A 26,514-nucleotide genomic window follows, 5' to 3' on the forward strand; every position below is an offset into this window, starting at 1 on the left:
TTGGTCATCGCCAATGATGCGCGGCAGTATCGCGCAACTTCGCAATAGCGTTCAATTTTTCCGGAGGGGCGGGCAGCGGCCACACAAGCTGCCGAGCTCAGGCATTAGCATGGCTATCAGTGTTTTCGACCTTTTCAAAATCGGCATCGGCCCGTCCAGTTCCCACACCGTAGGCCCGATGCGCGCCGCGGCGACCTTCGCCCAGGCCCTGCGCGAGCGTGGCCTATTGGCGCGGGTGGCCCGAGTCCAGGTACGCCTGTACGGCTCGCTCTCGGCCACCGGCGTAGGCCATGCCACTGACCGCGCTTGCCTGCTGGGCCTGATGGGCCAGTGGCCCGACCGCATCGACCCGCACAGCATCGAGCCGCGTATCGCCCAGCTGATGCAGGAGCGGCGCCTGCTGCTCGACGGCAGCCACCCGCTGGCCTTCGAGTATGCTCGTGACATGTTGCTGCTCGACGAGAGCCTGCCGTATCACCCCAATGCCATGACCCTGGACGCGCTGGACGAGCAGGGCAGCCTGTTCAGCCAGACCTACTACTCCATCGGCGGTGGCTTCATCGTCGAGCAGGACGAGATCGATGCGCCGAAGGCCGATGCCGGCCAGGTCAGCCTGCCCTATGAGTTCGACAGCGGCGCTGAGCTGCTGGCCTTGTGCAAGGCCCACCAGCTGAGCGTCAGCCAACTGATGATGGCCAACGAGTGCGCCTGGCGGCCCGAGGCCGAGGTGCGTGAAGGTCTGCTGAAGATCTGGGGCGTCATGAAGGAGTGCGTCGACAATGGTCTGCGCAACGAGGGCATCCTGCCGGGCGGCCTGCAGGTCAAGCGCCGCGCGGCCAAGCTGCACCGCAGCCTGCAGGAGCTGGGCAAGCCGAACGTGATCGGCTCGACCTTGAGCGCCATGGAGTGGGTCAACTTGTTCGCCCTGGCGGTCAACGAAGAGAACGCCGCCGGCGGGCGCATGGTCACCGCGCCCACCAACGGTGCGGCGGGGATCATCCCGGCGGTGCTGCACTACTACATGAAATTCAACCCCAGCGCCTGTGATGACGATGTGGTCGCCTTCCTGCTGGCCGCAGCAGCGGTGGGCATCCTGTGCAAGAAGAACGCGTCCATTTCCGGCGCCGAGGTCGGCTGCCAGGGCGAGGTCGGCTCGGCCTGCTCGATGGCTGCGGCCGGCCTTGCCGAAGTGCTCGGCGCGACGCCGCCGCAACTGGAGAACGCGGCCGAGATCGCCCTGGAGCACAACCTGGGCCTGACCTGCGACCCGGTCGGTGGCCTGGTGCAGGTGCCCTGCATCGAGCGCAACGCCATTGCTGCGGTCAAGGCGATCAATGCCGTGCAGATGGCCCTGCGCGGCGATGGCGAGCATTTCATCTCCCTGGACCGGGTGATCCGCACCATGCGCGACACCGGCGCCGACATGCACGCGAACTACAAGGAAACCTCCCGCGGCGGCCTGGCCGTGGCCTTCGTGGAGTGCTGAGCCGCGTCCCTGAAGGGGCGCTGCTTCATCGAAATTGCAACACCCGCTGTACCGAGCGACAAAAACAACTACAAGACGATACCCATGACTGATGTACAAAACACCACGAGCATTCGTGCGGATTCGGCCGCCCCGGTTTCGACCGAGGGCACGACCAGCTGGAACCGACACGACACCACCTGGGCCCTGGGCCTGTACGGCACGGCAATCGGCGCCGGGACCTTGTTCCTGCCGATCAATGCCGGTGTGGGGGGCTTCTGGCCCTTGTTGATCCTGGCCACGCTAGCCTTCCCCATGACCTTCTACGCGCACCGGGCGCTGACCCGCTTCGTGCTGTCCGGCCGCAAGGGCGGCAGCGAGGACATCACCGAAGTGGTGGAAGAGCATTTCGGCACCGGCGCTGGCAAGCTCATCACCTTGCTGTACTTCTTCGCCATCTTCCCGATCCTGCTGGTCTACAGCGTGGCCCTGACCAACACCCTCACCAGCTTCCTCGAACACCAGTTGCAGGTGGCCGCTCCGCCACGGGCACTATTGTCGCTGTTGCTGATTCTGGGCTTGATGGTCGTGGTGCGCTGCGGTCAGCAGATCATCGTCAAGGCCATGAGCGTACTGGTGTATCCGTTCGTCGCCTCCTTGCTGCTGCTTGCCTTGAGCCTGATCCCCAACTGGAACGGCGCCTTCTTCGCCCAGGCCAGCGAAGGGCTGGACGCATCGAAACTGCTGCTGACCCTGTGGCTGGCGATACCGGTGATGGTGTTCTCGTTCAACCACTCGCCGATCATCTCGGCCTTCGCCGTGGACCAGAAGCACCGCTACGGTGCCGACGCCGACCGCAAGAGCGGCCGCACTCTGGCCACCGCCCACGTGATGATGGTGGTGACGGTGATGTTCTTCTGCTTCAGCTGCGTGCTGGCCTTGAGCCCGGGTGACCTGGCGGCGGCCAAGGCGCAGAACATCTCGATCCTGTCGTACCTGGCCAACCACTTCCAGACCCCAGTGATCGCCTTCGTCGCTCCGCTGATTGCTCTGGTGGCGATCACCAAGTCGTTCCTGGGCCATTACATCGGCGCCAGCGAAGGCTTCCAGGGCATGATCATCAAGAGCCTGCGCGGGCGCGGCAAGGCCTGGCCGGCCAAGCGCCTGGAGCGTGTGACCGCGGCGTTCATGGTGCTGGCCTGCTGGTTAGTCGCGACGCTCAACCCGAGCATCCTTGGCTTGATCGAGAGCCTGGGCGGGCCGGTGATCGCCTGCCTGCTGTTCCTGATGCCGATGTATGCCGTGCGCAAGGTGCCGAGCCTGCGCCAATACTCGGGCAGGCTGTCGAACGTATTCGTGGTGCTGGTGGGGTTGATCACCTTGTCGGCGATCGTCTATACCTTCGTGGCTTGAGTTGGCGGGGGCTGCTTCGCAGCCCCATCGCGGTGCAAGCCCGTTCCCACAGGTGAAGCGTAAGCTCAAGCAGTGCGCGATCCCTGTGGGAGGTCCCCCGGCCCTTCGGGCTGCGCTGTCGCGCGCCCGGCTCACTTAAGCAGCACACGCCGCTTGGTCAGCTCGCCATCGTCGCCACCCGGCCAGTGCAGCTCCACCAATACCTCCGTGTGGGTGCCATTGAGCGAAGGGCGAACCTGGAGCATGGCGAAGTTCTTCGAACCGGCCATGGCGTACCAGCGCTCGCAGACGATGTCGTTGATCCCCGGCATGCTGCCGCCGGCGCTGATCGCCAGCTTCAGCACGCCCGGTGCCGGCATCCGGGAAATGGCGCTGGAGGTGACCTGGAACACCTTGGCGGTCGGGTAGCGCTTGTGCAGCAGGCGGAACACCGCGGCGCAATGCACGTCGCCACTTAGGAACACCACCGGCTTGCCGCTGCTGCCCAGGGTCGCGAACACCTGGTCGAGCAGGTGCTTGCGCTCGGCCTGGTTGGTCTTGTGGTCCCATTCGTCCATGCAGTCGTCCTTGAACGAGCCGATGTCGGCGTAATTGGTCACGGCATTGCGCCAGTGCATGACCGGTACCGGCGACACCACGAACACCGCATCGGCAGCCTCGACCGCCGGGCTCTTCAGCCAGGTGGCGAAACGCTTCATCTGCGCGCTGCCCAGCAGCTTGTACGGGTCGTCTGCCTCGACGTCGTGATGGCCGCGCATGTCCAGCACGTAGAAGGCCGAGCGCCCCTGCTCGAAGGCATAGTCCCACTGGCAGGCGTCGGGGTCGTTGAGGTCGATCGGCGTGGGTGGGTTGTGGCTGTGCTGGTACTCGTAGTACACCCGGCAGGCGGCACGCCACATCAGGTCGACCAGCATTTGGTTGGTCGTGGTGTTGTTGCTGCTCTCGAACAGCAGCGAGATGCGCTTGCGCCGCTCGGCGTTGGTCAACGAGCCCCAGCCGTCCATGATCTCGTGGTCGTCCCAGATCATGTACTGGGGCAGGCGCTCGTAGATTTCCCGCTGGCTGGGCACGTTCCAGTAAACCCGGTAGAACCAGCGGTAGAGGTTGCACAGGTAGCGCTCGATACCGGACTTGTCGTAGCCCTTGCCTTTTTTGTAGGCCTGCAGCAGTTCGTCCTTGTTGTCCTTGAGCCATTCCCAGATGTCCAGGAAGCCGTTTTTTTTGTTTGTGTCCACGTACACCTGGTCGCCACCGCCGATGACGAAGGTAGCGCGCTGGTCGGCCAGTTGCTGGTGCATCAAGGGCCAGGCCCCGGCGCTGCCGTCGGCGCTGACCGGGTCATGGCAACTGTAGAAACCGAAGGTGAGGGTGTTGGGCGCAAGCGGCGGAGTGACGAAGAAGCGCGGGCGGTCGCCGCCGATCTCGGTGCGCCGACCCACCTTGGTGGGGTCGCGTTCATCGCTGATCAAGGCGTAGTAGTAGGTGGTGCCGGGCTTCAGCCCGTCGACATCGAACACCCCGGTCACGTCCGTCTCGAAGCCCAGCGTCTGTGCCTTCAGGTATACGGTCTTGATGCCCTGATCCTTGAGGTACTGGGTCACCGGCAGGTCGCCCAAGCGAACCAGATCGCCACGCAGGGGCTGGGCGCTCACCGCCAGGTACCAGGTACCGGGGCGATACAAGCGTACCCACAGACGCGTGCTGGTCGGTGTTGTGGCACCGATCAGGGCTGCGCTGGAGAGTTTGGAATACTTGCTTTCGTTGGAGGTGGGGTCAAGCAGTGGCATGAGGCTCGTCCTGAGTGCGGATCACGGTGATACCGGCCATTAAAGACCGGGTTTCACCTATTGCCAGTCAGTCAAGCCTTATCGGCTGCACTTGGGTGCCCATCGCCGGCAAGCCGGCTCCCACACTTGCGGGCAGCACTGTCCCTGTGGGAGCCGGCTTGCCGGCGATGGCCGTGCAGTGCCCCGCGTCCTTAACTGACAGGCATTAGGGTTTGGTCCGCGACGATGCCCTTCGCGGGACAAGTCGGACCGTCGCTAAGGTGCTCCATGCCAGGGACGCGGTGCCTCAGCGGGCCTTGTCGCGCAGGGCGACGAAGCTGCGGCGCATGTCGCTCGCCCAGCCGTCAAGCACGGGTTTGACGTCCTCGAGGGTGAGTTTCTGGGTGTCGTTTTCCAGTTCCGTGCCACTGCCCTTGCGTACCACCTGGGCCAGTACCTGCTGGCTGGCGCCATCGAGGAAGGCCGCTTCCACGGCGATCTTCACATCCTGGTCGCGGCCACCGGCGGCCGTATTGACCGCTGCGGCCACCAGGGCGATGGGGATCACCTCGTAGGGCTTCAAGCCCTCCGTGCTGGTGGACACCGCCGTGATCGCCGGACGCACCACGATGGTGTTGGGCCCCGGGGCCTTGGCCAGGGTCAGCACGCTGCCCATCTCGCGGCGCATCGCTTCGTTGAAGTAGCGGTTGATCTGGCCCAGGGTCTGGGCCGAGATCACTGCGGTCGGTTGCGGCTTGGGGTAGAACTGGCTGGGTTCGATGAACACATGGGTGTATTGGCTGGCCTTGACGTTCGGGTCGATCCAGCGCATCACCGGCACGCCGGAGGCACTTTCCGCCGGCTGTAGGCGGCTGTAGTCCTTGAGGAACCCGGAATAGTCGCTGGGGTCGACGCGGTTGCTGGAGCAGGCGGCGACCAGCAGAGCGGCGCACAACAGGGTGACGCGAGGCAGGGCTTTCATGTATTCGGCATCCTTGAGAGAGCGGCCAGAACAACGCTAGCAGGTCATTGTGAGTTGGCCAGTGGCCATGCCGTTGCGTTCACGAACGGGCGCCGACATCAGCCCAACACCTCCCGCAGCCGATACCACAGCATCCCCAGTGCCAGCAGCGGCGAGCGCAGGGCCTTGCCGCCGGGGAAGGTCAGGTGCGGCACGGCGCTGAACACATCCAGCCCCTGGCTATGGCCCGCGGCGATGGACTCGGCCAGCAATCGGGCGGTCCAGTGGGTGACGTTCAGGCCGTGGCCGGAATAGCCCTGGGCGTAATGGACATTGGGGTGCTGGCTCAGTCGGCCGACCTGGGGGAAGCGGTTGGCGGTGATGCCGATCATCCCGCCCCACTGGTAGTCGATGCGCACATCGCCCAACTGCGGAAACACCTTGAGCACCTTGGGTCGCATGTAGGCAGCGATGTCCTTCGGGTCGCGCCCGGAATAGTGGCAGGCGCCGCCGAACAGCAGACGGCGGTCGGCGGTCAGGCGGTAGTAGTCAAGGCCCACTTTCTGATCGCACAGGGCCATGTTCTGCGGGATCAAGGCACGGGCCAGGCGTTCGGGCAACGGCTCGGTGGCTACCACGTAGCTGCCGGCGGGCAGCACCTTGCCGCTCAGGCGCGGCTCCAGCTCGTCCAGGTGGGCATTGCAGCCCAGTACCAGGCTCTGGGCCCGGACCTTGCCGCGGGCACAATGCAAGGTCACGGTAGGGCCATGTTCGATGCGCTGAACCGGGCTCTGCTCGAAGATCCGCACCCCCAGCTGCGCTGCGGCGCGCGCCTCGCCCTGCACCAGGTCCAGCGGGTGCAGGTGGCCTGAGCCCATGTCCACCAGGCCGCCCGCGTACTGGTCGCTGGCGACCACCTCCTGGATCCGCTCGGGGCCCACCAGCCGGGTTTCGTGGCGGTAGCCGAGCGCGGCCAGGTCGTCTTGTTCTTCCTTGAAGGCGGCGAACTGCGCCGGGGTGTTGGCCAGTTCGCAGAAGCCCCAGCGCAGGTCGCATTCGATGCCGTAGCGGGCGATGCGCTCAGCGACCAATTCGACCGAGTCGATGCCGGCCTGCTTAAGGTAGCGCACGCCGTCCTGGCCTACGTAGCGGGCAAAGCCGCTGACGTCGTGGCCGATGCCACGGATCAGTTGCCCACCGTTGCGCCCACTGGCGCCCCAGCCGATGCGCCGGGCCTCCAGCAGGATCACCGAGAGCCCGCGCTCGGCCAGCTCCAGAGCAGTGTTGACGCCCGTCAGGCCGCCACCGACCACGCAGACATCGGCGCGAAGCTCGCCCTCGAGCGCAGGGTAGGGCGCGCTGTGGCGCGCCGTGGCAGCGTAGTAGGACGCTGTGTGTTGGGTAGTGTGCATGACAGGCTCGGCTCAACGGTTGGACTTGATATCGCTCCAGGAGCGGGTCATCAGGCGCATGATCTTCGGGCTCTGGGTGGTGGATACATAGAGTTTGTCCAGCACCGCCTGGGGCGGGTAGACCTCAGGGTTGTTCACCAGCGCCGTGTCCATGAGCGCCTGGGCGTCGGGGTTGGCATTGGCGTAGCCCACGGTGGCACTGACCTTGGCGATCACCTGTGGGTCGAGCAGGTAGTTGATGAAGGCCAGGGCCTGTTCGGGGTTGGCTGCATCCTTGGGGATCGCCAGCAGGTCGAACCACAGGTTGCTGCCTTCCTTGGGAATGCTGTAGGCGATCTTCACGCCGTTGCCGGCCTCCTCGGCGCGCTGGGCGGCCTGGAACACATCGCCGGAATAGCCGAAGGCCACGCAGATGTTGCCGTTGGCCAGGTCCGAGACGTACTTGGAGGAATGGAAGTAGGTCACGTAGGGGCGTACCGCCATCAGCTTGGCCTTGGCCTTGGCGTAATCGCCAGGGCTTTCGCTGCGCGGGTCCAGGCCCATGTAGTTGAGCACAGCCGGGAACAGCTCGTCGGGCGAGTCCATGAAGGCGACGCCGCACTGCTTGAGCTTTTCAAGGTTTTGCGGCTCGAACAGTACCGCCCAGGAGTCGATATGGTCGATGCCCAGTGCTGCCTTGACCTTGTCGACGTTGTAGCCGATGCCGTTGGTGCCCCACAGGTAGGGCACTGCATACTGGTTGCCGGGGTCGTTCTGCTCCAGTTGCTTGAGCAGTGCTGGGTCCAGGTGCTTCCAGTTCGGCAGCTTGTCGCGGTCAAGGGGCATGAAGGCGCCGGCCTTGGCCTGGCGGGCGAGGAAATGGTTGGAGGGCACCACCACGTCGTAGCCGGTACGCCCGGCGAGCAACTTGCCCTCCAGGGTTTCGTTGGAGTCGAATACGTCGTACACCACCTTGATGCCGGTGCTGGACTGGAAGTCGGCCAGGGTGGTGCTGCCTATGTAGTCGGTCCAGTTGTAGACCTTGACCTCGGGCTGGGCCTGGGCGGCCATGCCGAACGCCAGGGTGAGCGCGGCGGGGATCAGGGTTTGCAGATGACGCATGTCGACACCTCGTTTGGCTTTGTTGTTTACGGTGTTGGTTCGGGGCTGCCGGGCGAGGGCCCTGTGCAAGCAGGGGCCGCGTACTGACGCGGCTAGACCCGCTTGCACAGGTGCCCCGAAGGTCAGACGCTCAGCAGCAGGAATTCACGCTCCCACGAGCTGATCACGCGTTTGAAGTTCTCGTGCTCGGCGCGCTTGACCGCCACGTAGCCTTGGACGAACTGCCGGCCCAGGTACTGGTGCAGGATCTGGCAGTCTTCCATGTGCTGCAGCGCATCCTCGATGGTGATCGGCAGGCGCAGGTTGCGCCGCTCGTAGGCGCGGCCCTGTACCGGCGCGCTCGGTTCGATCCGCTCGACCATGCCCAGGTAGCCGCACAACAGGCTTGCGGCGATCGCCAGGTACGGGTTGGCGTCGGCGCCGGGCAGGCGGTTCTCCACGCGCATGGCCTCGGGGCTGGAGGTCGGCACGCGTAGGCCTGCGGTGCGGTTCTCCTCGCCCCACTCGACGTTCACCGGTGCCGAGGTGTCCGGCAGGAAACGGCGGAACGAGTTGACGTTTGGCGCGAACATCGGCAACACCTTGGGGATGTACTTCTGCAGGCCGCCGATGTGGTACAGGAACAGCTCGCTCTTACTGCCGTCGTCGTTGGCGAAGATCGGCTTGCCGGTGGCAATGTCGACCACGCTCTGGTGCAGGTGCATGGCGCTGCCCGGTTCGTCGGTGATCGGCTTGGCCATGAAGGTGGCAGTGACGTTGTGCTTGAGCGCCGCCTCGCGCAGGGTGCGCTTGAACACGGTGATCTGGTCGGCCAGGTCCAGGGCGTCGCCGTGGCGGAAGTTGATCTCCATCTGCGCCGGGCCGTCTTCATGGATCAGTGTGTCCAGGTCCAGGCCCTGAAGTTCGCACCAGTCATAGACGTCTTCGAACAGCGGGTCGAATTCGTTGGCCGCATCGATTGAGAACGACTGCCGGCCGCTCTCGGCACGGCCCGAGCGCCCCAGCGGCACCTGCAGGGGCAGGTCCGGGTCTTCGCAGCGCTGGGTCAGGTAGAACTCCATCTCCGGCGCCACGATCGGCTGCCAGCCTTTGTCGGCGTACAGCTTCAGGACTTTCTTGAGCACGTTGCGCGGCGACAGCTCGATCGGGTTGCCGTGCTTGTCGAAGGTGTCGTGGATGACGATGGCGGTGGGCTCGATCGCCCAGGGAATCTGGTACACCGCGGCAGGGTCGGGGCGGCAGACCATGTCGATGTCGGCGGCATCGAGCAGGTCGTAGTAGATGTCGTCGTCTACGTAGTCGCCGGTGACTGTCTGCAGCAACACGCTTTCGGGTAGACGCATGCCACGCTCATGGAGGAACTTGGCGGTGGGAGCGATCTTGCCGCGGGCGATGCCGGTCAGGTCGCTGATCACGCATTCGACTTCGGTGATCCGGTGTTCTTTCAGCCAGGCGGACAGCTGATCGAAGGGGGCGTTCATACAGACCTCTTGGTTGGGTTTTATGGGCGAGTCCGCGTTGGAATCTTCCCAGGCGACGCGCTGAGGGCTATCTTGGTCGCAGCCCCCTGGGGCGATCTATCCACTTTCTTCGCGAACAAATGCACCAAAAGAGTGCATAAAGGACGAGCGCGTGACAACGGCCAATGCCTTGCAGGTCCAGGCTTTCCATACCCATGATGTGACCGAACAGGTCCGCGCCACCCCGGGTTGGCAGCAGCAATACCGGCAGATGTCCCCCGGGCATTTCAACGGCCAGTTGCGTTGCCTGGGGCTCGATGGCGTGGAGGTCTACGAAGAGCGCCTGAACACGCGGGTCGAGCAGTTCTTCCGCGCGCCGAGCGGGTCGTTGGCGTTCTGCTTCGACCGCAGCGACAACAGCCTGTACCTGCTCAACGAAGACAGCCGCAACATCTGGATCACCCCGGAGAACTACCAGGAAGTGGCAGTGGTCTTCGACCAGGCTTTCATGGCGCGCCACGGGCTGAACCTGGAGCGGCTGGATGGGCTGTTCATGGTGCCCCTGGGCAGTGGGCAGAACGCCTTGTTCGGCAGCTGGCTGAGCGCGACCCTCACGCGCCTGGCCGATACCGGTTGCCCCATGGAGGGCAAGGCCCTGGCCGAACAGCTGCTGGAAGACTGCCTGTTCATCCTCGACAACGCCTGCCAGCGCCTGCAAGGCGATGCCCTGGGGCGACGTGACGAGGCGCGGGCAATCATGCGCCGGGTCAGCGAATGGGCGGCCGACTGCCCGGAAGAAACCCTCAACCTGATGGAACTGGCCGACGTGGCCGGGGTGTCGTTGCGTCAGTTGCAGCAGGCGTTCAAGGCCTTCACCGACATGCCGCCGGGGCAGTGGTTGCGGTTGCGCAGGCTCAACGGGGCTCGACGCGACCTGTTGCGCCATGGCGCCGGGGATGTGACCGTGGCCGAGGTGGCGATGCGCTGGTCGTTCTGGCACCTAGGGCGGTTTTCCGAAAGTTACCGGGAGTTGTTCAAGGAGTTGCCGAGCGAGACGCTCAAGCGTTCGCCGTAGCCGCTCCGCTGCCTATGAGATCGAGCGCCGCGCGGGCGGCGCTCGATCTCATAGGCGCCAAAGGTACCCCGGCGAATATATGCCAGAATCAGTTACGATCCAGCCATACGGTCTGCACGTTGCAGAACTCTCGCACGCCAAAATGCGACAGTTCCCGCCCGAAACCGCTCTTCTTCACGCCGCCAAAGGCCACGCGGGGGTCAGAGGCGCAGTAGCCGTTGATGAATACGCCACCGGTATCCAGGGCCGCGGTCATGCGCTCGGCCAGGGCCAGGTCGGCCGTGTAGATGGTCGAGGCCAGGCCGAACTCACTGTCGTTGGCCAGCTCGACGGCATGGTCGGCGTCGCTGGCAGTGATGATCGCCGCCACTGGGCCGAACAGTTCCTGCTTGAAGGCGGTCATTTGCGGGGTAACGTCGCCGAACACAGTAGGTTCATAGTAGTTACCCACGCCTTCGGCCTTCTTGCCGCCCAGCAGCAGAGTCGCGCCTTCGGCGAGGGTCGCCTGGACCTGGCCGTCGAGTTCGTCGCGCAGGTCGAAACGGGCCATTGGGCCGATGTAGGTGTCGTCGTCCAGCGGATTGCCGATCTTCAGCTGGCGGGTGGCTTCGACGAACTTGCGCGTGAAGGCGTCGACCACGCCTTGCTCGACGATCATGCGCTTGGCCGCCGCGCAGACTTGGCCGGTGTTCTGGTAGCGACCGATGACCGCCGCCTTGACTGCAGCGTCCAGGTCAGCGTCGGCCAAGACGATGAACGGGTCCGAGCCGCCCAGTTCGAGCACGCACTTCTTCAGTGCGGCACCGGCCTGGGCACCGATGGCCATGCCGGCCCGCACGCTGCCGGTGAGGGTGACCGCTGCGATGCGTGGGTCATTGATGGCGCGGGTGACACCCTCCGGGGTGACGTTGATCACCTCGAACACGCCGTCCGGTAAGCCGGCCTGCTTGAACAGTTCCAGCAGCAGGTAGGCGCTGCCCATCACGTTCGGCGCGTGCTTGAGCACATAGGTGTTGCCGGCCAGCAGCGCTGGTATGGCGCCCCGCAGGACCTGCCAGATCGGGAAGTTCCACGGCATCACGGCGAGGATCGGGCCCATCGGACGGTACTCGATGCGGGCCTTTTCGATCTGGGTCGGCTCCGGTGCGAGCATCGCCGGGCCGTGTTCGGCGTACCACTGGCACAGGCCTACGCACTTGCTGACTTCGCCACGGGCCTGGGTGATCGGCTTGCCGATCTCGCGGCTGATCATCTGCGCGAAGGTTTCATGTCGGGCCTGCAGGGCGGCCGCCAGGGCGAGCAGGTATTCGCTGCGTTGACCCAGCGACACCTGGCGCCATTGGCCAAAGCCTGCCTTGGCGCGTTGCAGCGCCGCTTCCAGTGCGGCGTCGGTGTCGAAGGGGTATTGGCCGATCCGCTCGCCGCTGTGCGGGTCGACGGAAATGGCGTGGGTCAGGCTGCTGATCTCGCTCATGGCGGGTTCCTCGTTGTTGTGTCCAGCGAGCGCCCAGACTAGTGGCGTGCAGCTTTAATGAAAACTGAATAATAATGAGCGAAACATTCACGAATGGAGAAAGCCTGTGGACCTGGTGCAACTGGAAATCTTCAAGGCCGTGGCTGAGCACGGCAGCATCAGCGCCGCCGCCCAACAGATCCACCGGGTGCCTTCGAACCTCACCACGCGGATCAAGCAATTGGAGGAAGACCTGGGCGTCGACCTGTTCATCCGCGAGAAAAGCCGCCTGCGCTTGTCGCCGGCGGGGTGGAACTTCCTCGAGTACACCCGGCGCATCCTCGACCTGGTGCATGAGGCGCGCCTGACCGTGGCGGGGGAGGACCCACAGGGCACCTTCGCCCTGGGCTCGCTGGAAAGTACCGCAGCGGTGCGAATCCCCGGGCTGTTGGCGGCCTATAACCAGCGCTACCCCAAGGTCGACCTGGACCTGTCCACCGGCCCGTCCGGGACCATGCTCGAAGGCGTGCTGGCCGGGCGCTTGGTGGCGGCGTTCGTCGATGGCCCGGTGTTGCACCCCACTTTGGAGGGCATGCCGGTGTTCCAGGAGGAAATGGTCATCATCGCGCCGCTCAACCACGCCCCGGTGGGCCGTGCACGCGATGTGAACGGCGAGAGCATCTATGCCTTTCGCGCCAACTGCTCGTACCGCCACCATTTCGAGAACTGGTTCGTCCAGGACCAGGCGGTCCCGGGCAAGATCCATGAAATGGAGTCCTATCACGGCATGCTGGCCTGCGTGAGCGCAGGTGCCGGCCTGGCCTTGATGCCACGCAGCATGCTCGACAGCATGCCCGGCTGCAGCACGGTGAGCGTCTGGCCGTTGTCCGAGGATTTCCGCTACCTCAAGACCTGGCTGGTTTGGCGACGGGGTACGGTGTCGCGCAGCCTGAGCATGTTCATCAAGCTGCTCGAAGAGCGTCGGGCGGCCTGACGGGCGGCCCTGTCTGGCTCGAACGCCACTACTGACGCGACGTCGAACATTGTGTAGACCATCCCTCGAGGGAGGAATGCACCATGCGCAACCATCATTTCGGCTTGTGCGCAGCGCTGCTGGTGGCCCTGGTCATGCCTTGGACCCTGGCTGCCGCGGCCGACCTCAACGCACCGATCGACCCGCAAGGCGTGCACTTGCAGCCGCAGGAGCAGAACGGCGTACGCTACCTGCAAGGTGGTATCGGCCAGGACGAGGCCAATGCCTTGCGTCGCACCCCGGGCTATGACTTGCACGTCACCCTGTCGATCGGCCCCGAAGGCAAGTTCCAGAGCGGCGCCGCAGTGGACATCCAGAATGCCCAAGGCCAGCCGGTGCTGGCATTGCAGGATGTCGGCCCACTGCTGTTCGTGCAGCTACCGCCAGGGCAATACCGTGTGTCCGGGACCGCCGATGGCGAAACCGTGCAGCAGCAGGTCACGGTGGGTGGCAAGTCGCCGGCCAACGTGAACCTGCATTGGCGTTAGCGGGGAAGGGTACATATGTACTCTTTCCGGTTTCTGGACATAGGCCTGATCCGACTTCATGGATCGGGCCTATATTTTTTGAACGATCCTGGATGCGTGCGCTTCTGATACTTCAGTGAGGCGCCTGCCGGAGTATGGCCATGAACCTGGAGATCCAGCTGCAGTCCATGCACGACCGTGGGTACGTGCTGATTCCGGGAGTCCTGGAACCGCTGCGCATAGCCTTGCTGCGATGCGCCATCGACGACTTGCAGCCGCTGCATTGGGATTACCAGGGGCTGTTGGAGCATTACAAGTGCGTCTTCAATCGCGACCCGCTGTGGCTATCGTTTCTCGACCTGCCACCGTTGGTCGAGTTGGCCGAGGCCGCGCTGGGCGCCGATTGTCATGTGATTGGCCAGACTGCCTGGCGCAGCCATCCGGGATATCCCGGCATGGGGTTGCACCTGGATTACCTGCCCATGGAAGTGCCCGACTGGATCCGCGCTCGTGAAGATTTCAGCCAGCCGGCGCAGATTCTCACGGCCCAGGTGTACCTGTGCGACATCGACGATGCCGTGGGGCCGACCTGGATCGTGCCCGGTAGCCACCGTGCCGGTCGACCGCCCCGTGAGGGCGAGGACAGCTGGCTGGGGCAGGCGGCGCGGGCGGTGCTGTGCCAGGCCGGCGATGCACTGGTGTTTCGCAGCGATGTCTGGCACTGCGGTGGGGCCAACAGCAGTGGCGGGCAGGTCCGTGACATGCTTCAGGTGCACTACGGCCGGCGCATGGTGGCGCAGAAGTTTTCGCCGTATTTGACGTGGCAGTTCAACCCCGAAGTATTGCAGGCGGCGACACCTCGGCAACGGCGTTTGTTGGGCGAACATGAGGAGTCGGTCTATGACTGATCGGGCATTAGTTACAAAAACGCAACAGTGTGTCTTCGACCATAGTGGCAAATAAGTTTCAACTTTCTGTTTAACTGGTCGATAATCCAAAAAGTATTACGTCTTGTTACTTGGATGCTCCAGGATCGACAAGCAAAAACGAGGGGCACGAGCCCCCGATTGGCAACAGGCCGGCAGGCATTGCACCGGCTTGTCCGTGAAGACCATCAGGAGATGTCATTGATGAAAACCCGTCTCGCCGCTTCGCTGGCCGCCGCCGTCCTGGCTCTGGCCGGCGCCAACATGGCCCAAGCCGCCCAAGTGTCCGGCGCCGTTGGTGCCACCGGCCAAGGCGACATGACTTACCGCATCGGCCTTTCGTTCGACTGGGACAAGAAGTGGTTCGAAAGCAACACGGGCCACCTGACCGGCTATTGGGATGCGGCCTACACCTACTGGGAGGGCGGTGAAGCCAGTGGTGCCCACTCGCTGTCGTTCAGCCCGGTGTTCGTTTATGAATTCAGCGGTTTCACCTATACCCCGTTCATCGAGGCGGGTATTGGCCTTGCCGCGTTCTCCAAGACCGATGTAGGCGACCAGCGCCTGGGGTCTTCGGTCAACTTCGAAGACCGCATCGGTTTTGGCTTGAAGTTGCCGCAAGAGCAGAAGATCGGGATTCGCGCAATGCACTATTCCAATGCCGGCCTGAAGCAGCCTAACGACGGTATCGAATCGTATTCGCTGTACTACAGCAAAGGCTTCTAATCTCCTCTTTATGTAGGAGCGGCCTTGTGCCGCGATCGGCTGCGCAGCAGCCATGAAGCCTGCCACTTCGATTTCGCAGGCTATCGTGCTCGCAGGTTTTGCGGCTGCCATGCAGCCGATCGCGGCACAAGGCCGCTCCTACAGAGGGGGGGCGGGCCTGTGGGAGCGGGCTTGCCCCGCGATTGCGGCTGCAGCATCAGCGCACTGCCTTGATCGCCAGCACGTTGCACAGCGGGTGTTCCACCACATGGGCTGTGGTCCCGCCGAGGAACGTGCGCATCGCATCGTGCCGGTGGCTGCCCATGACGATCACGTCCGCCCGGCTGTGGCTGACGAATTGGGCGATTTCCCGTATGGCCGGCCCTTCGAGGAAGTGCCTGCGCTCCAGGTCGATCTGGTGATGATCGCCCAGGCGGTTGAAGGCTGCCCGCTGGGCGGTGCGTACGCTGCCATCGAAGCCTGGCATGGTCACGGTACCGGCACCGAAGTCGGCGATATGGGTCTTGGCCGCATCGCACACATGCAACAGGTGCAGCTCGGCATTGCACTGCAAGGCCAGGGCATGGGCGCAGCGGATTACCTGTTCATCCAGGTGCTCGGCACCTTCGTGGCAGTTCAGGTCCACCGCGGCGGCGATCTGCCGGGGCAGCGGCAGGCGGATATCGCTGACCAGGTGCACGGCGATCGGGCTGTCCTTGAGCAGTTGCCAGTCCAGGGGCGTCACCAGCAGGCGCTTGAGCACCGGCTCGTGCTGCACATCCTTGACCAACAGGTCACAGCCCAGGTGCTCGACCTGTTCCAGCACGCTGCCCAACGGGTCGCGGGTGAGCAGCAGTTCGGTGGACACATCCAGCCCGGCAGTGCGTAGCTGCTCGGCCTCGTCGGCCAACCATTGGCGGTTGTGCTCGAGCAGGCGCTCACGTTCGCGGCTGTCGCTCATCAAGCCAAAGGTGTCGACATCATCGACGAACACGTTGATATCCAGCAGTGCGCCGCTGGACTCGGCCAGCGCCGCCGCCCGCTGCAGGGCAGGGGTGTGGCGCATCTGCGGTCCGAGCATCACGAACAATCGCTTGAACTGGCTCATCTCATACCTCCACGTGCGGCAGCCCCCCCTTTCTGCCAGCGCTGGTTGTCCGGGCCAAGTGGCCGAATCCCTCATTCAGTCTAGACCCTGCCGGCAGACCAGCCGGCGCATCGGGACCTGGGGTATGATGCGAGCCCTTTCTCCACATCGAGGCCCGATCCATGTCCCTGAGCGTTGAACAGATTGGCGAATTCCGCGCTTTCGCCGAGCAGCTGGCCGATGTCGCCGCCGCGGCGATCCAGCCGCATTTCCGTGCAAACCTGGACGTCGAGGACAAGGGCGGGCGCCTGTACGACCCGGTGACCGTGGCCGACAAGGCTGCCGAGGACGCCATGCGCGAGCAGATCCTCGCCCGTTACCCGGAGCACGGCATTCTCGGCGAGGAACACGGCGCTGCCGTCGGTAGCAGCCCGCTGACCTGGGTACTGGATCCGATCGACGGCACCCGCGCGTTCATCACCGGCCTGCCGCTGTGGGGTACGCTGATCGCCCTGAACGACGGCTCGCGCCCGGTCGTGGGAGTGATGAACCAGCCCTTCACCGGTGAACGTTTCGTCGGTACCCCGGCCGGCGCCTGGCGCAGCGGCACGCCGCTCAAGACCCGAGCCTGCTCCGACCTGGCCGCGGCCACGCTGATGTGCACCACCCCTGACATGTTCGACACGCCCGAACGCAAGGCAGCCTTCGAGGCCGTGGCAGGGAAGGCGCGGTTGATGCGCTACGGTGGCGACTGCTACGCGTACTGCATGTTGGCCTCGGGCTTCGTCGATGTGATCGTCGAGGCCAGCCTGCAGCCGTACGACGTACAGGCACTGATGCCGATTATCGAAGGCGCGGGCGGGGTGATCACTGCTTGGGACGGCAGCTCGGCGCAGAACGGCGGTTGTGTGGTGGCCTGTGGCGACCCGGCGTTGCATGCGCAGGTGGTGGAGATGTTGCGTCACGCCATGTGACATGGGAGGAGACTGTACTGCCTTCATCGCGGGACAAGCCCGCTCCCACAGAGGTGGGTTGTTCTCTGCGCGGCAGCGCAGCCTGAAGGGCTGGGTGATCTCTTACAAGAACCGCACAATCCAATGGTTATGCGGTGTGCTAGGTGAGCAGGCTTGAAGTACCTTTGGCCTATCCATCGCACTTTTTCGCATTTACGGGCTCTATCCATGGCCAGGCTGGGCCGATGTCCGCCCCAGCCGTTGACCCCAGACCCCGGTGCCGATGGTTGTATCACTGCTAAAACCTTCCTTGCGCCTGCTTTTGGCAGGCGCCACGCTCGCCCTGTGCGCCTGCACCCAGGAGCAGGGCCGCGACATCATCACCCAGTTCGGTGACGGCAAGCCCAGCGAGCTGTTCCAGACCAGCGTCGATCGCATGGCGACCCTGGCCATGCGCGACAACCTGCAGAGCCTGTACCTGCTGATGAACAAGCTCTACCAGCGCAACCCCAGCCAATGGAAACTCTCAGGCTACCTCGATGCTGCCACCGCCGAGCGGCAGATCCGCCTGGCCATCGAGCAGCGCCAGCCGTTGCCTCAATTGGGCAACCGCCGCGACCTGGCGGCCTTGAGCTATGCCTTGAGCCCGGAATTTCGCGGCGACCGGGTCGGTGCATTCATCTATGCCATCGGCAGCATGGTGATCACCGCCCACGGCGGGCGCACCGAGTTCTACATGACCGACACCATCGACCCGCTGTTCATCAACAACGCTGCGGGCAATATCGAGAAGGCTACCTGGATGCTCAGCCAGCGCCAGGATGCCAACGGGGTGTTGCTGTTGTTCTCCAACGAGATCTCCGAAGAAGGCAGCAACCTGAGCTTCGCCGTGGAGTTCGGCAAGATCGTGGCGCGGCTAGACCTGCTGGCACAGATGCTCGACGAACGCTACCGGCGCATCGGCCTGAATTATGCCCAGAGCCTGCTGCTGATGAACTTCCTGCCGGTACAGTAGAGCCCTCGAACGATCAGCTGGCGTCGCGACCAGGATATCTCCCACAGGGTGGGCGCTACCCGCATAATACGCAGCCTTTTCTCATACCGGATTCAGGAACCCCTCCATGCTGGCTTCGCTGTTCGCCGTCCTGGCCCCCGTGTTCATCGTCGCCGGCATCGGCTATGCCTGGGCCCGCCGTGGCCAGGACTACCCGACCGAATTCATCGCCCGCATCGTCATGGTGGTCGGCACGCCGTCGCTGGTGCTTTCCACCCTGAGTCGCACCCAGCTGGACCCGGCGGCCTTCACCAGCATGGCCCTGGCCTGCGTGCTGTGCATGCTCGGCATGGCCCTGGCCGGTTTCATCGTCAGCCGTGCCAGCGGCCAGCATTGGCGCGTGCTGATGCCGGCGTTCATGTTCCCCAACACCGGCAACATGGGGTTACCGATCAGCCTGTATGCCTTCGGCGAGCATGGCCTGGCCCTGGCCGTGGCGTTCTTCCTGACCTTGTCGATCTTCCAGTTCACTCTGGGCATCGCCATGTCCGGTGCCAGCGCCTCATTCAAGGCGCTGCTGCGCAACCCCATCGTGATCAGCCTGGCCGCGGCCTTGCCCATCATCTTCCTGGACCTTGAACTGCCACGCTGGCTGGCCAATACCGCCGACCTGCTGGGCGGCATGACCATCCCGCTGATGCTGCTGACCCTAGGGGTCTCCCTGGCCAGCATCCGCCTGCACCACGTGGGCAGCGGCCTGTTGCTCGGTGGCCTGCGCATCGTGCTGGGTGCTGCGGTGGGCTGGGGCGTCGGCACGGCGCTGGGCCTGGAGCCGCTGGAGCGGGCGGTGCTGGTGGTGCAGTCGTCGATGCCGGTGGCAGTGTTCAACTACCTGCTCGCGGTGCGCGCCAATCGCCAGCCGGAGCAGGTGGCGAACCTGGTGATGTGCTCGACGGTATTGTCGTTCGCCTGGCTGCCTGCCGTGCTGGCCTGGTGGCTTTAGGCCGACAGTCGGTGAACGGTCACGGCATCGGGCGTTGCGGGCTACTGCGCGGTATCGATACTCACCACCACCGACATCCCCGGCCGCAGGCGCTTGGCCTCCGGCTGGTCGGGGTCGACGGTGATGCGCACTGGGATGCGCTGAGCGATCTTGACGAAATTGCCGGTGGCATTGTCCGCCTGCAGCAACGCGAACTCCGAGCCGGTGGCCGGCGAGATCTGCTGCACATGCCCGTGCAGCTTGAGGTGGTTCAACGCATCCACGGTGAAGGTCGCCGGCTGGCCGATGCGCACATTGGCCATCTGGGTCTCCTTCATGTTGGCGATCACCCACAAAGTCTCAGGCACCAACGCCATCAACTGCGCGCCGGAATTGACATACGCCCCCAGGCGCGTGCCGATCTGCCCCAGCTGGCCGTCGCGTGGCGCGGTGACCCGGGTGTTGTCCAGGTCGATGCGTGCCAGCTCCACAGCCGCCTTGGCATTTTCCACCGAGGCTTCCAGCGACGCATGGTTGACCACCACCGTTTCCCGGTCCTGGCGAGCGATCTCCAGGGCCGCCTTGGCCTGTGCCAGGCTGGCCACCGCAGCGGCATGGCTGGCCCGGGCCAGGTCCAGCTCGCGGCGTGACACTGAGCCGTCGCTGATCAGTGCCTGGTTGCGACGCAGGTCGGCGCGGGCCTTGTCGGCCTGGGCACCGGCATCGGTGATGGCCGCCTGGCGCTGGGCGATGGTGGCTTCGGCGCTCCTGCGCTGCTGCAGGTTGTTGGCCAGGGCCGCCTGCTGCTGCTTCAACTGGGCGATGGCCTGGGCCAGGCGCTGCTTGTAGATGCGGTCGTCCAGCTGCACCAGCAGGTCGCCATGCTTGACGAACTGGAAGTCATGCACCGGCACGTCGACGATATAGCCGGCCAGCTGCGGCCCGATGATCGTCACCTGACCGCGCACCAGTGCGTTCTCGGTGCTCTCGATGGCGCTACCGAACGGCGGCAGGCGCCAGGCGTAGAGCACCAGCAGCACGCCGGCCAGGGCCACGCAGGCGAAGCTGATCGAGGAAAGGATACGCACCCGCCGGGTGCGCACCGGGCTGCCGGGCTCGCTGGGCGGCGCGGTGCCTTCGGGCGTTTCGGCAAGGGCGGTGGTGGTCGTGGACTGGGTCGGTTGTGTCATCGGCTCGAAGCATCGCGTGAGGTGTTGGGTGCGGCGGCTGGCCGGGTATACCAGAGCCAGAAACTGCGTATGAGGATCCAGATCATGGTCGCCACGGCAATGGCACCGATCAGCATGAAGACATCGTTGTAGGCCAGGATATTGGCCTCACGGGTGGCTGCGTTGGCCAGCAGGCGCGTGCCGACTTCGTTGCGCAAGCCGGGGTCGGCGATCACCCCCGCATAGCCGGCGCCACCACTTTGGACCCGGGCGTTGACCAGCGGTTCGAGGTAGCTCAAGTGGTCGACGAGGTGGCTGGAGTGAAACTTCTCCCGCGCCGTCTGGAACGTACCCAGCAGGGCCGCGCCGATCAGGCCGCCCAGGTTGTTGCAGATCCCGAACATCACCGAGAAGCTCACCAGGTTGCGCGGGTTGGTACGCACGTGGCTGATGCCCAGGGCCATGGACGGGCCGAGGAAGAAGGTGCTACCGAAGGCCAGCATGAATTGGCTGAGGTACATCTGCTGCGGGCGGGTGAGGTTGGTCGAGCTGCTGTCCATGAACGCCCCGGCGGCCATGGCGGCCAGCGAGATGAACAATGGCGTGACCAGGTGCGCCGGGTTGATGGTCAAGGCGCTGGTGAGCAGCCCCGTGGCCGCGCCCAGCAGCATGACCCAGTACAGGCTGCGCATCTGTTCGCTGCCCATGTTCAACGCCTGCAGGAAGCCCACCGCACCGGTGGATTGCTCGGAGGTGACCATGCGGATGAGGATTACGCACAAGGCCAAGCGCACCACCGCGCCACTGCCCAGCCAACGGGTCATCAGCAACGGGTTGCTGCGGTTGTGTTCGATCGCCAGCCCCGAACACACCAGGGCGATGGAAGCCGCCAGGGCGACACCGATCCAAGGCGCCTCAAGCCACCAGTCGATGCGCCCCAGGGACAGCACGGCGCAGAGCAGGGCGGTGCCGCTGGCCATCAGCGAGAAGGTCAGGAAGTCCAGCGGCTCGAAGGTCTTGAAGCGGTCACCCGGCGGGAGCTTGAGCAACAGGACGCAACCCAGCGCGGTCAATGCCAGGCCCAGTTCGAACATGTACAGGCCACGCCATTCGGCGATTTGCAGCAGGTCCTCGGAAAACACCCGAGCCAGCGGCACAGCCAGCTGCGAGGCGCCCAGGCCCAGCACCATGGCTTTCAGCCGCCATTGCGCCGGGAAGGCCTGGATCATGTAGTACAGCCCCAGAGAACTCAGCGCCGCGCCCACCATACCGTGTGCCGCGCGCACAGCGATGGCGGAGTTGAGGTCGTTGACGAACAGATGAGCGAAGGTGACTAGGGCATAGAGCACCAGGAACACTTCGGTGAAGGCGCGCAAACCGAACTGCTGGCGGAATTTCACCAGCAGCAGGTTCATCGACACGTTCGTCATCACGAAGGCGGCGGGCAGCCAGGCCATTTCCGCACTGGTGGCGCCCAATGCGCCTTGCAGGAAGGTGAGGTTGGCGGTGACCAGCGCGTTGCCCAGGCCACCAGTGATGGCCACCAGCAGCCCGACCAGGCCATAGGCCAGGCGTGTGGCAGGGGCATGCAGGGGGGTGGAAGGGGAACCAGGAAGGCTGGGCTTTTCGTGAGGGAGCCACTGACGCGGCGCGTATTTGTCCATTCCTGATACAGCCCTGGGTTCGCGTGGAAAAAACTCTACGCGAGTAGAGAAGGGGTTGGAATACCTGTGTTTGAACCAAACGAGCCCCGCTCCAAAAAAGCACACCATCCGTTTGCACGGCCCCAAGGAGCGGGCTTGCCCCGCGATCAAGGGCGAAGCCCTTGCCAGGCGGTGGCGATGGCAGGGCCGGCGCAATCGTGGGACAAGTCCCCGCAAGCGAGCCCCTAACAGGTTCATTTACGGTCTACCCACACATTCGGGGTATGTTCCAAGCCGCCGAATCTTCCGATAGTAACGCCACCGGCTCATCCCGAGCAGTCACACGATGGAGTTGCTATGGGCAAGGCACTGAAGGTGATTGGCAGTCTGTTGTTGGCATCCTGCGCCAGCGCCACGCAGGCAGTGGAGGCAGATGCGAGCAACACGCTGCGGCTGTACAACTGGACCGACTATATCGGCAAGACCACCCTGGCGGACTTCGAGAAGGCCACTGGCATCAAGGTGATCTACGACACCTTCGACGGCTACGAAACCGTGCAGACCAAGCTGCTGACCGGGCGCTCCGGCTACGACCTGGTCATGCTCAACGCCTCCCTGGTGCCGCCGCTGATCCAGGCCGGGGTGTTCCAGCCATTGGACAAGGGCCAGTTGCCCAGCTGGCACAACCTGGACGCCAAGGTGGTCGGTGAGCTGCAAGGCTATGACCCGGGCCTGAAGTACTCGGCGCCCTATACCTGGGGCAGCTCGGGCGTGACCTACAACGTCGACAAGATCAAGGCCCGCATGCCCGACGCCCCCATCGGCTCGCTGGCGATGCTGTTCGACCCCAAGGTCGTCTCGCGCTTCGCCGACTGCGGCGTCACGTTGATGGATGCGCCCAGCGAGGTGATCCCGTTGGCCCTGCAGTACCTGGGCAAGGACCCGCACAGCGCCGCGCCCGCCGACCTGAAGGCGGCCGAAAACCTGCTTCTGGGTATCCGCCCCTATGTGAAGAAGTTCGACTCGGTCAACTACCTCACCAGCCTGCCCAACGGCGATACCTGCCTGGCCCTGACCTGGTCCGGCGACTACGCCACCGCCCAGGCCCGCGCCGAGGAGGCGAAGAAGGACATCACGCTGGACTTCTTCATTCCCAAGGAGGGCTCGCTGATCTGGTTCGACAACTTCTACCTGCCCAAGGATGCGCCCCATGCAGCGAACGCGCACCGCTTCATCGAATTCCTGCTGCAACCACAGACCATGGCCAAGGTGACCAATTACATCCACTACGCCAACAGCAATGCCGCCGCCACGCCCTTGGTGCAGGCGGACATCCGCGCCAACCCGGCGATCTACCCCGACGACGCCACCCGTAGCCGCCTGTTCGCCCAGAAGACCCAGGCGCCTCGGGACATGCGGGCCATCACCCGGGTGTGGAGCACCGTCAAGACCGGTCTGTGAACTGACTCCCTATCATTTTTCCCGCAAGGAGCTGCCCCATGGCCACGCCAAGCCAAGCAGTCGCTTCGACATTCGCCCATGACCCACTGGTAGAGGCCGACAAGGCCCACTACATGCACGGCTACCACATGTTCGATGAGCATCGCGAACAGGGCGCATTGAACATCGTCGCCGGGGAGGGCGCCTATATCCGTGACGCCCAAGGCAACCGTTTCCTGGACGCCGTGGGTGGTATGTGGTGCACCAACATCGGCCTGGGCCGAGAGGAAATGGCCCAGGCCATCGCCGACCAGGTGCGCAAGCTGGCGTATTCCAACCCCTTCTCCGACATGGCCAACGACGTGGCCATCGAGCTGTGTCAGAAGCTTGCGCAGCTGGCACCGGGGGACCTGGACCACGTGTTCCTCACCACCGGCGGCTCCACCGCCGTGGACACCGCCTACCGGCTGATCCAGTATTACCAGAACTGCCGAGGCAAGCCGCACAAGAAGCACATCATCGCCCGCTTCAACGCCTACCACGGCTCGACCACGCTGACCATGTCGATCGGTAACAAGGCAGCCGACCGGGTGCCGGAATTCGACTACTCGCACCCGTTGATCCACCACATTTCCAACCCCAACCCGTACCGTGCTCCAGACGGCATGGACGAGGCCGAATTCCTCGACTTCCTGGTGGCCGAGTTCGAGGACAAGATCCTGTCGCTGGGCGCGGACAACGTGGCGGCGTTCTTCGCCGAGCCGATCATGGGCTCGGGCGGGGTGATCATCCCGCCCAAGGGTTACTTCCTGCGCATGTGGCAGCTGTGCCAGACCTACGACATCCTGTTCGTCGCCGACGAAGTGGTGACCTCGTTCGGGCGCCTGGGCACGTTCTTCGCCAGCGAGGAACTGTTCGGCGTGCAACCGGACATCATCACCACCGCGAAGGGCCTGACCTCGGCCTATCTGCCATTGGGCGCGTGCATCTTCTCCGGGCGGATCTGGCAGGTGATCGCCGAGCCGGGCAAGGGGCGCTGCTTCACCCATGGCTTCACCTACAGCGGCCACCCGGTGTGCTGCACTGCGGCGTTGAAGAACATCGAGATCATCGAGCGGGAGAACCTGCTGGCCCATGTGAACGAGGTGGGCGCGTATCTGGAGCAACGCCTGGGCAGCCTACGCGAATTGCCGCTGGTGGGTGACGTGCGCTGCATGAAGCTGATGGCCTGCGTCGAGTTCGTCGCCGACAAGGCCAGCAAGGCGTTGTTCGACGATGCGGTGAACATCGGCGAGCGTATCCATCGAAAGGCCCAGGCGAAGGGGCTGCTGGTGAGGCCGATCATGCACCTGAATGTGATGTCGCCGCCGCTGGTGATCACCCACGCCCAGGTCGACGAGATCGTCCAGACCCTGCGCCAGTGCATCCTCGAAACCGCCCATGAGCTGCGCGCCGAAGGGTTGTACCACGGTCGATGAGCCACTTGAAACAGGCTGTGCGCGTCCATGCTCGGCAGGCTAGACTGCCGGGCATGACCCAGCCCACCCTCGATACCCCCGTCACCCTGAGCTTCGGTGCCTTGCAGCAATGGCACGCGGCCCTGCAACAGGCGTTCGCCCACAGCGCCAGCCCCGACGGCCTGGCGCACCTGGCTGCAGCCATCGCTGGGCTGGTGTCGGCGGAGTCGATGATGATCAGCCTCGAGTGCCGGGGCCGGGCGCCGCGGCTGCTCTACCAGCACGGTATTCCCGAATGCCACCGCGACGCCGTGCTCAACCGCTACTTCGCAGCGGGCTACCTGCTGGACCCGTTCTGCCTGGCAGTGGAGAACGGTTTGGCCGAGGGGTTCTATCACCTTCAGGACATCGCACCGGACAACTTCTTCGACAGCGACTACTACAAGGCCTATTACCTGGGCACCGGTTGCAGCGAAGACAGCTACTTCATCGCCGACATCGCCGAGGACCGCAAGATTTCCCTGAGCCTGTTCCAAGGCCGCAGTGGTACACGGCTCAGTGCAGGGCAGGTGGACTTGCTGCGGGCGGTCGAGCCGATGGTACGCGAGCTGCTGGCCCGCTATGCCCGCCATCACCTGATGGAGACACCGGGCCCGGCAGAGCCGGCGGGGTTGCAGGCGGCCTTCGACAGTTTTGGTTGTCGGGTGCTCACCGACCGCGAGCGCGAGGTGGCGCACATGATCCTGCGTGGGCATTCGGTGAAGTCCACGGCCATCGAGCTTGGCATCTCGCCGGAGACGGTACGCATGCACCGCAAGAACCTTTACTTAAAGCTTGGGATCAACTCGCAGTCCGAGTTGTTTGCCCGCTTCATCGATTGGTTGAGGCAGGGGTAGGGGCGGGCGAAAGGTTGCGTTGCCGGTGCGGGCCCAATCGCCGGCAAGCCGGCTCCCACAAAAATGCCGGTCAGTTAAGCAACTGGGGCCGCTAGGCGCCCCATCGCGGCGCAAGGCCGCTCCTACAGGAAACCCGCCATTGGCCAGGTTTGCATGATCCTGTAGGAGCGGCCTTGTGCCGCGATGGGCTGCATAGCAGCCCCAATTACATGTCCCAAATAGATTAACTGGCCGGCATTAGGGCGCGGGCTTGCCCGCGATTGGCCGGGCGTGGGGTGAGGGTGTCGGCTAGGGCTTTGCCCTTGATCGCGGCGCAAGGCCGTTCCTACAAGTTGTGAGAAGGTACTTGGGAAGACATCGTGGGGGTTTGCACCCGCCGGGTTTCCTCCTCCAGATAGGCCAACAGCGCCGCGACCTCGGTATCGCCCAAGCGCAGGTTAGGCATGGCCAGGCCTTTGTATTGGGCGTACAGCAGCATGGCCAACGGGTCTTTTTCGGCGAGCATGCGGTCGGGTTCCTTGAGCCAGCGCACCAGCCAGCGAGCATCGCGTTGCCGGGTCACTCCCAGCAGGTCCGGGCCGATGCCGCCCGAGGCGCTGGGGCCGGCATCGCCCAGGCTGTGGCACGACGAGCAGCGGGTCCTGAAGATCTGCTCG

The 26,514-nt window shown here is 64.3% G+C and carries 23 protein-coding genes (1 of these 23 only partly in view); 13 read left to right on the forward strand and 10 right to left on the reverse strand.

The window, feature by feature from the left end; all coding sequences use genetic code 11:
* Window positions 1-109: 109 nt before the first annotated feature.
* Both IRZ56_RS12545 and IRZ56_RS12550 read left to right on the forward strand, forming a co-directional pair.
* Window positions 110-1,486, forward strand: coding sequence for an L-serine ammonia-lyase (locus IRZ56_RS12545; protein ID WP_196145233.1), 1,377 nt, complete (start codon window positions 110-112; stop codon window positions 1,484-1,486).
* 84 nt (window positions 1,487-1,570) lie between these two features.
* A complete protein-coding gene (locus IRZ56_RS12550) occupies window positions 1,571-2,878 on the forward strand; it encodes a serine/threonine transporter (RefSeq protein WP_196145234.1) in 1,308 nt (435 codons plus the stop codon).
* A 131-nt stretch (window positions 2,879-3,009) separates the two neighbouring features.
* On the opposite strand, the gene IRZ56_RS12555 is transcribed toward IRZ56_RS12550, so the two are convergent.
* The 5 genes from IRZ56_RS12555 to IRZ56_RS12575 form a co-directional block, all read right to left on the reverse strand.
* Window positions 3,010-4,665 (reverse strand): alkaline phosphatase D family protein, encoded by a 1,656-nt coding sequence (locus IRZ56_RS12555; RefSeq protein WP_196145235.1) that lies wholly within the window; start codon window positions 4,663-4,665, stop codon window positions 3,010-3,012.
* Between the two features lie 286 nt (window positions 4,666-4,951).
* Window positions 4,952-5,626, reverse strand: coding sequence for a DUF3313 domain-containing protein (locus IRZ56_RS12560; RefSeq protein WP_196145236.1), 675 nt, complete (start codon window positions 5,624-5,626; stop codon window positions 4,952-4,954).
* Between the two features lie 98 nt (window positions 5,627-5,724).
* Entirely contained in the window at window positions 5,725-7,017 is a 1,293-nt protein-coding gene (locus IRZ56_RS12565; RefSeq protein ID WP_196145237.1) for an NAD(P)/FAD-dependent oxidoreductase, read from the reverse strand.
* 12 nt (window positions 7,018-7,029) lie between these two features.
* A complete protein-coding gene (locus IRZ56_RS12570; protein WP_196145238.1) occupies window positions 7,030-8,118 on the reverse strand; it encodes a polyamine ABC transporter substrate-binding protein in 1,089 nt (362 codons plus the stop codon).
* Between the two features lie 122 nt (window positions 8,119-8,240).
* Window positions 8,241-9,599, reverse strand: coding sequence for a glutamine synthetase family protein (locus tag IRZ56_RS12575; protein ID WP_084858925.1), 1,359 nt, complete (start codon window positions 9,597-9,599; stop codon window positions 8,241-8,243).
* A 151-nt stretch (window positions 9,600-9,750) separates the two neighbouring features.
* Between IRZ56_RS12575 and IRZ56_RS12580 the strand changes: the two genes are divergently transcribed.
* Entirely contained in the window at window positions 9,751-10,653 is a 903-nt protein-coding gene (locus IRZ56_RS12580; RefSeq protein WP_196145239.1) for a helix-turn-helix domain-containing protein, read from the forward strand.
* Between the two features lie 88 nt (window positions 10,654-10,741).
* Here IRZ56_RS12580 and IRZ56_RS12585 read toward each other — a convergent pair whose 3' ends face one another.
* Complete coding sequence (locus tag IRZ56_RS12585) at window positions 10,742-12,127, reverse strand: aldehyde dehydrogenase family protein (RefSeq protein WP_196145240.1); 1,386 nt, start codon at window positions 12,125-12,127, stop codon at window positions 10,742-10,744.
* A gap of 106 nt (window positions 12,128-12,233) precedes the next feature.
* Here IRZ56_RS12585 and ptrR point away from each other — a divergent pair, with 106 nt between their 5' ends.
* The 4 genes from ptrR (at window position 12,234) to IRZ56_RS12605 (ending at window position 15,258) form a co-directional block, all read left to right on the forward strand.
* Window positions 12,234-13,100, forward strand: coding sequence for a putrescine utilization regulator PtrR (gene ptrR, locus IRZ56_RS12590; protein ID WP_196145241.1), 867 nt, complete (start codon window positions 12,234-12,236; stop codon window positions 13,098-13,100).
* Between the two features lie 83 nt (window positions 13,101-13,183).
* Window positions 13,184-13,627 (forward strand): carboxypeptidase regulatory-like domain-containing protein, encoded by a 444-nt coding sequence (locus IRZ56_RS12595; RefSeq protein WP_196145242.1) that lies wholly within the window; start codon window positions 13,184-13,186, stop codon window positions 13,625-13,627.
* Between the two features lie 140 nt (window positions 13,628-13,767).
* A complete protein-coding gene (locus IRZ56_RS12600) occupies window positions 13,768-14,514 on the forward strand; it encodes a phytanoyl-CoA dioxygenase family protein (RefSeq protein WP_196145243.1) in 747 nt (248 codons plus the stop codon).
* 282 nt (window positions 14,515-14,796) lie between these two features.
* Window positions 14,797-15,258: an acyloxyacyl hydrolase gene (locus IRZ56_RS12605; protein WP_411969637.1), complete on the forward strand. Its 462-nt coding sequence runs from the start codon at window positions 14,797-14,799 to the stop codon at window positions 15,256-15,258.
* A gap of 196 nt (window positions 15,259-15,454) precedes the next feature.
* Here the strand turns inward: IRZ56_RS12605 and IRZ56_RS12610 are convergent, their stop codons facing one another.
* Window positions 15,455-16,345 carry a universal stress protein gene (locus IRZ56_RS12610; RefSeq protein ID WP_196145244.1) on the reverse strand — a complete coding sequence of 297 codons (891 nt, stop codon included), beginning with the start codon at window positions 16,343-16,345 and terminating at the stop codon, window positions 15,455-15,457.
* Window positions 16,346-16,506: 161 nt separating this feature from the next.
* Between IRZ56_RS12610 and hisN the strand changes: the two genes are divergently transcribed.
* The 3 genes from hisN (at window position 16,507) to IRZ56_RS12625 (ending at window position 19,274) form a co-directional block, all read left to right on the forward strand.
* Window positions 16,507-17,298 carry a histidinol-phosphatase gene (hisN, locus tag IRZ56_RS12615; protein ID WP_196145245.1) on the forward strand — a complete coding sequence of 264 codons (792 nt, stop codon included), beginning with the start codon at window positions 16,507-16,509 and terminating at the stop codon, window positions 17,296-17,298.
* A 262-nt stretch (window positions 17,299-17,560) separates the two neighbouring features.
* Complete coding sequence (locus IRZ56_RS12620; protein ID WP_196145246.1) at window positions 17,561-18,292, forward strand: hypothetical protein; 732 nt, start codon at window positions 17,561-17,563, stop codon at window positions 18,290-18,292.
* Window positions 18,293-18,398: 106 nt separating this feature from the next.
* Window positions 18,399-19,274 (forward strand): AEC family transporter, encoded by an 876-nt coding sequence (locus IRZ56_RS12625; protein WP_196145247.1) that lies wholly within the window; start codon window positions 18,399-18,401, stop codon window positions 19,272-19,274.
* Between the two features lie 41 nt (window positions 19,275-19,315).
* On the opposite strand, the gene IRZ56_RS12630 is transcribed toward IRZ56_RS12625, so the two are convergent.
* Together IRZ56_RS12630 and IRZ56_RS12635 are read right to left on the reverse strand one after the other, a co-directional pair.
* Window positions 19,316-20,443 carry an HlyD family secretion protein gene (locus IRZ56_RS12630; RefSeq protein WP_196145248.1) on the reverse strand — a complete coding sequence of 376 codons (1,128 nt, stop codon included), beginning with the start codon at window positions 20,441-20,443 and terminating at the stop codon, window positions 19,316-19,318.
* Window positions 20,440-22,086, reverse strand: a complete 1,647-nt coding sequence (locus tag IRZ56_RS12635) for an MFS transporter (protein ID WP_196145249.1) — start codon at window positions 22,084-22,086, stop codon at window positions 20,440-20,442. Before IRZ56_RS12635 ends, IRZ56_RS12630 begins: the two co-directional genes overlap by 4 nt.
* A 336-nt stretch (window positions 22,087-22,422) precedes the next feature.
* Between IRZ56_RS12635 and IRZ56_RS12640 the strand changes: the two genes are divergently transcribed.
* Genes IRZ56_RS12640 through IRZ56_RS12650 form a run of 3 tightly spaced genes read left to right on the forward strand, consistent with a single transcriptional unit; the run spans window position 22,423 to window position 25,858 of the window.
* On the forward strand, window positions 22,423-23,526 hold the full coding sequence (locus IRZ56_RS12640; RefSeq protein WP_196145250.1) for a polyamine ABC transporter substrate-binding protein: 1,104 nt from the start codon (window positions 22,423-22,425) through the stop codon (window positions 23,524-23,526).
* 38 nt (window positions 23,527-23,564) lie between these two features.
* Window positions 23,565-24,983, forward strand: coding sequence for an aminotransferase (locus IRZ56_RS12645; protein ID WP_196145251.1), 1,419 nt, complete (start codon window positions 23,565-23,567; stop codon window positions 24,981-24,983).
* A 53-nt stretch (window positions 24,984-25,036) separates the two neighbouring features.
* Complete coding sequence (locus tag IRZ56_RS12650; protein WP_196145252.1) at window positions 25,037-25,858, forward strand: helix-turn-helix transcriptional regulator; 822 nt, start codon at window positions 25,037-25,039, stop codon at window positions 25,856-25,858.
* Between the two features lie 325 nt (window positions 25,859-26,183).
* Here IRZ56_RS12650 and IRZ56_RS12655 read toward each other — a convergent pair whose 3' ends face one another.
* On the reverse strand, window positions 26,184-26,514 hold the 3' portion of the coding sequence (locus tag IRZ56_RS12655) for an SCO family protein (RefSeq protein ID WP_196145253.1). 662 nt of this gene lie beyond the right edge of the window; only the last 331 of its 993 coding nucleotides appear in the window; its start codon lies off the right edge, out of view — the gene reads right to left on this strand; the stop codon is at window positions 26,184-26,186.

This window comes from Pseudomonas guariconensis, from assembly GCF_015680235.1.
Taxonomy (GTDB): domain Bacteria; phylum Pseudomonadota; class Gammaproteobacteria; order Pseudomonadales; family Pseudomonadaceae; genus Aquipseudomonas; species Aquipseudomonas guariconensis_A.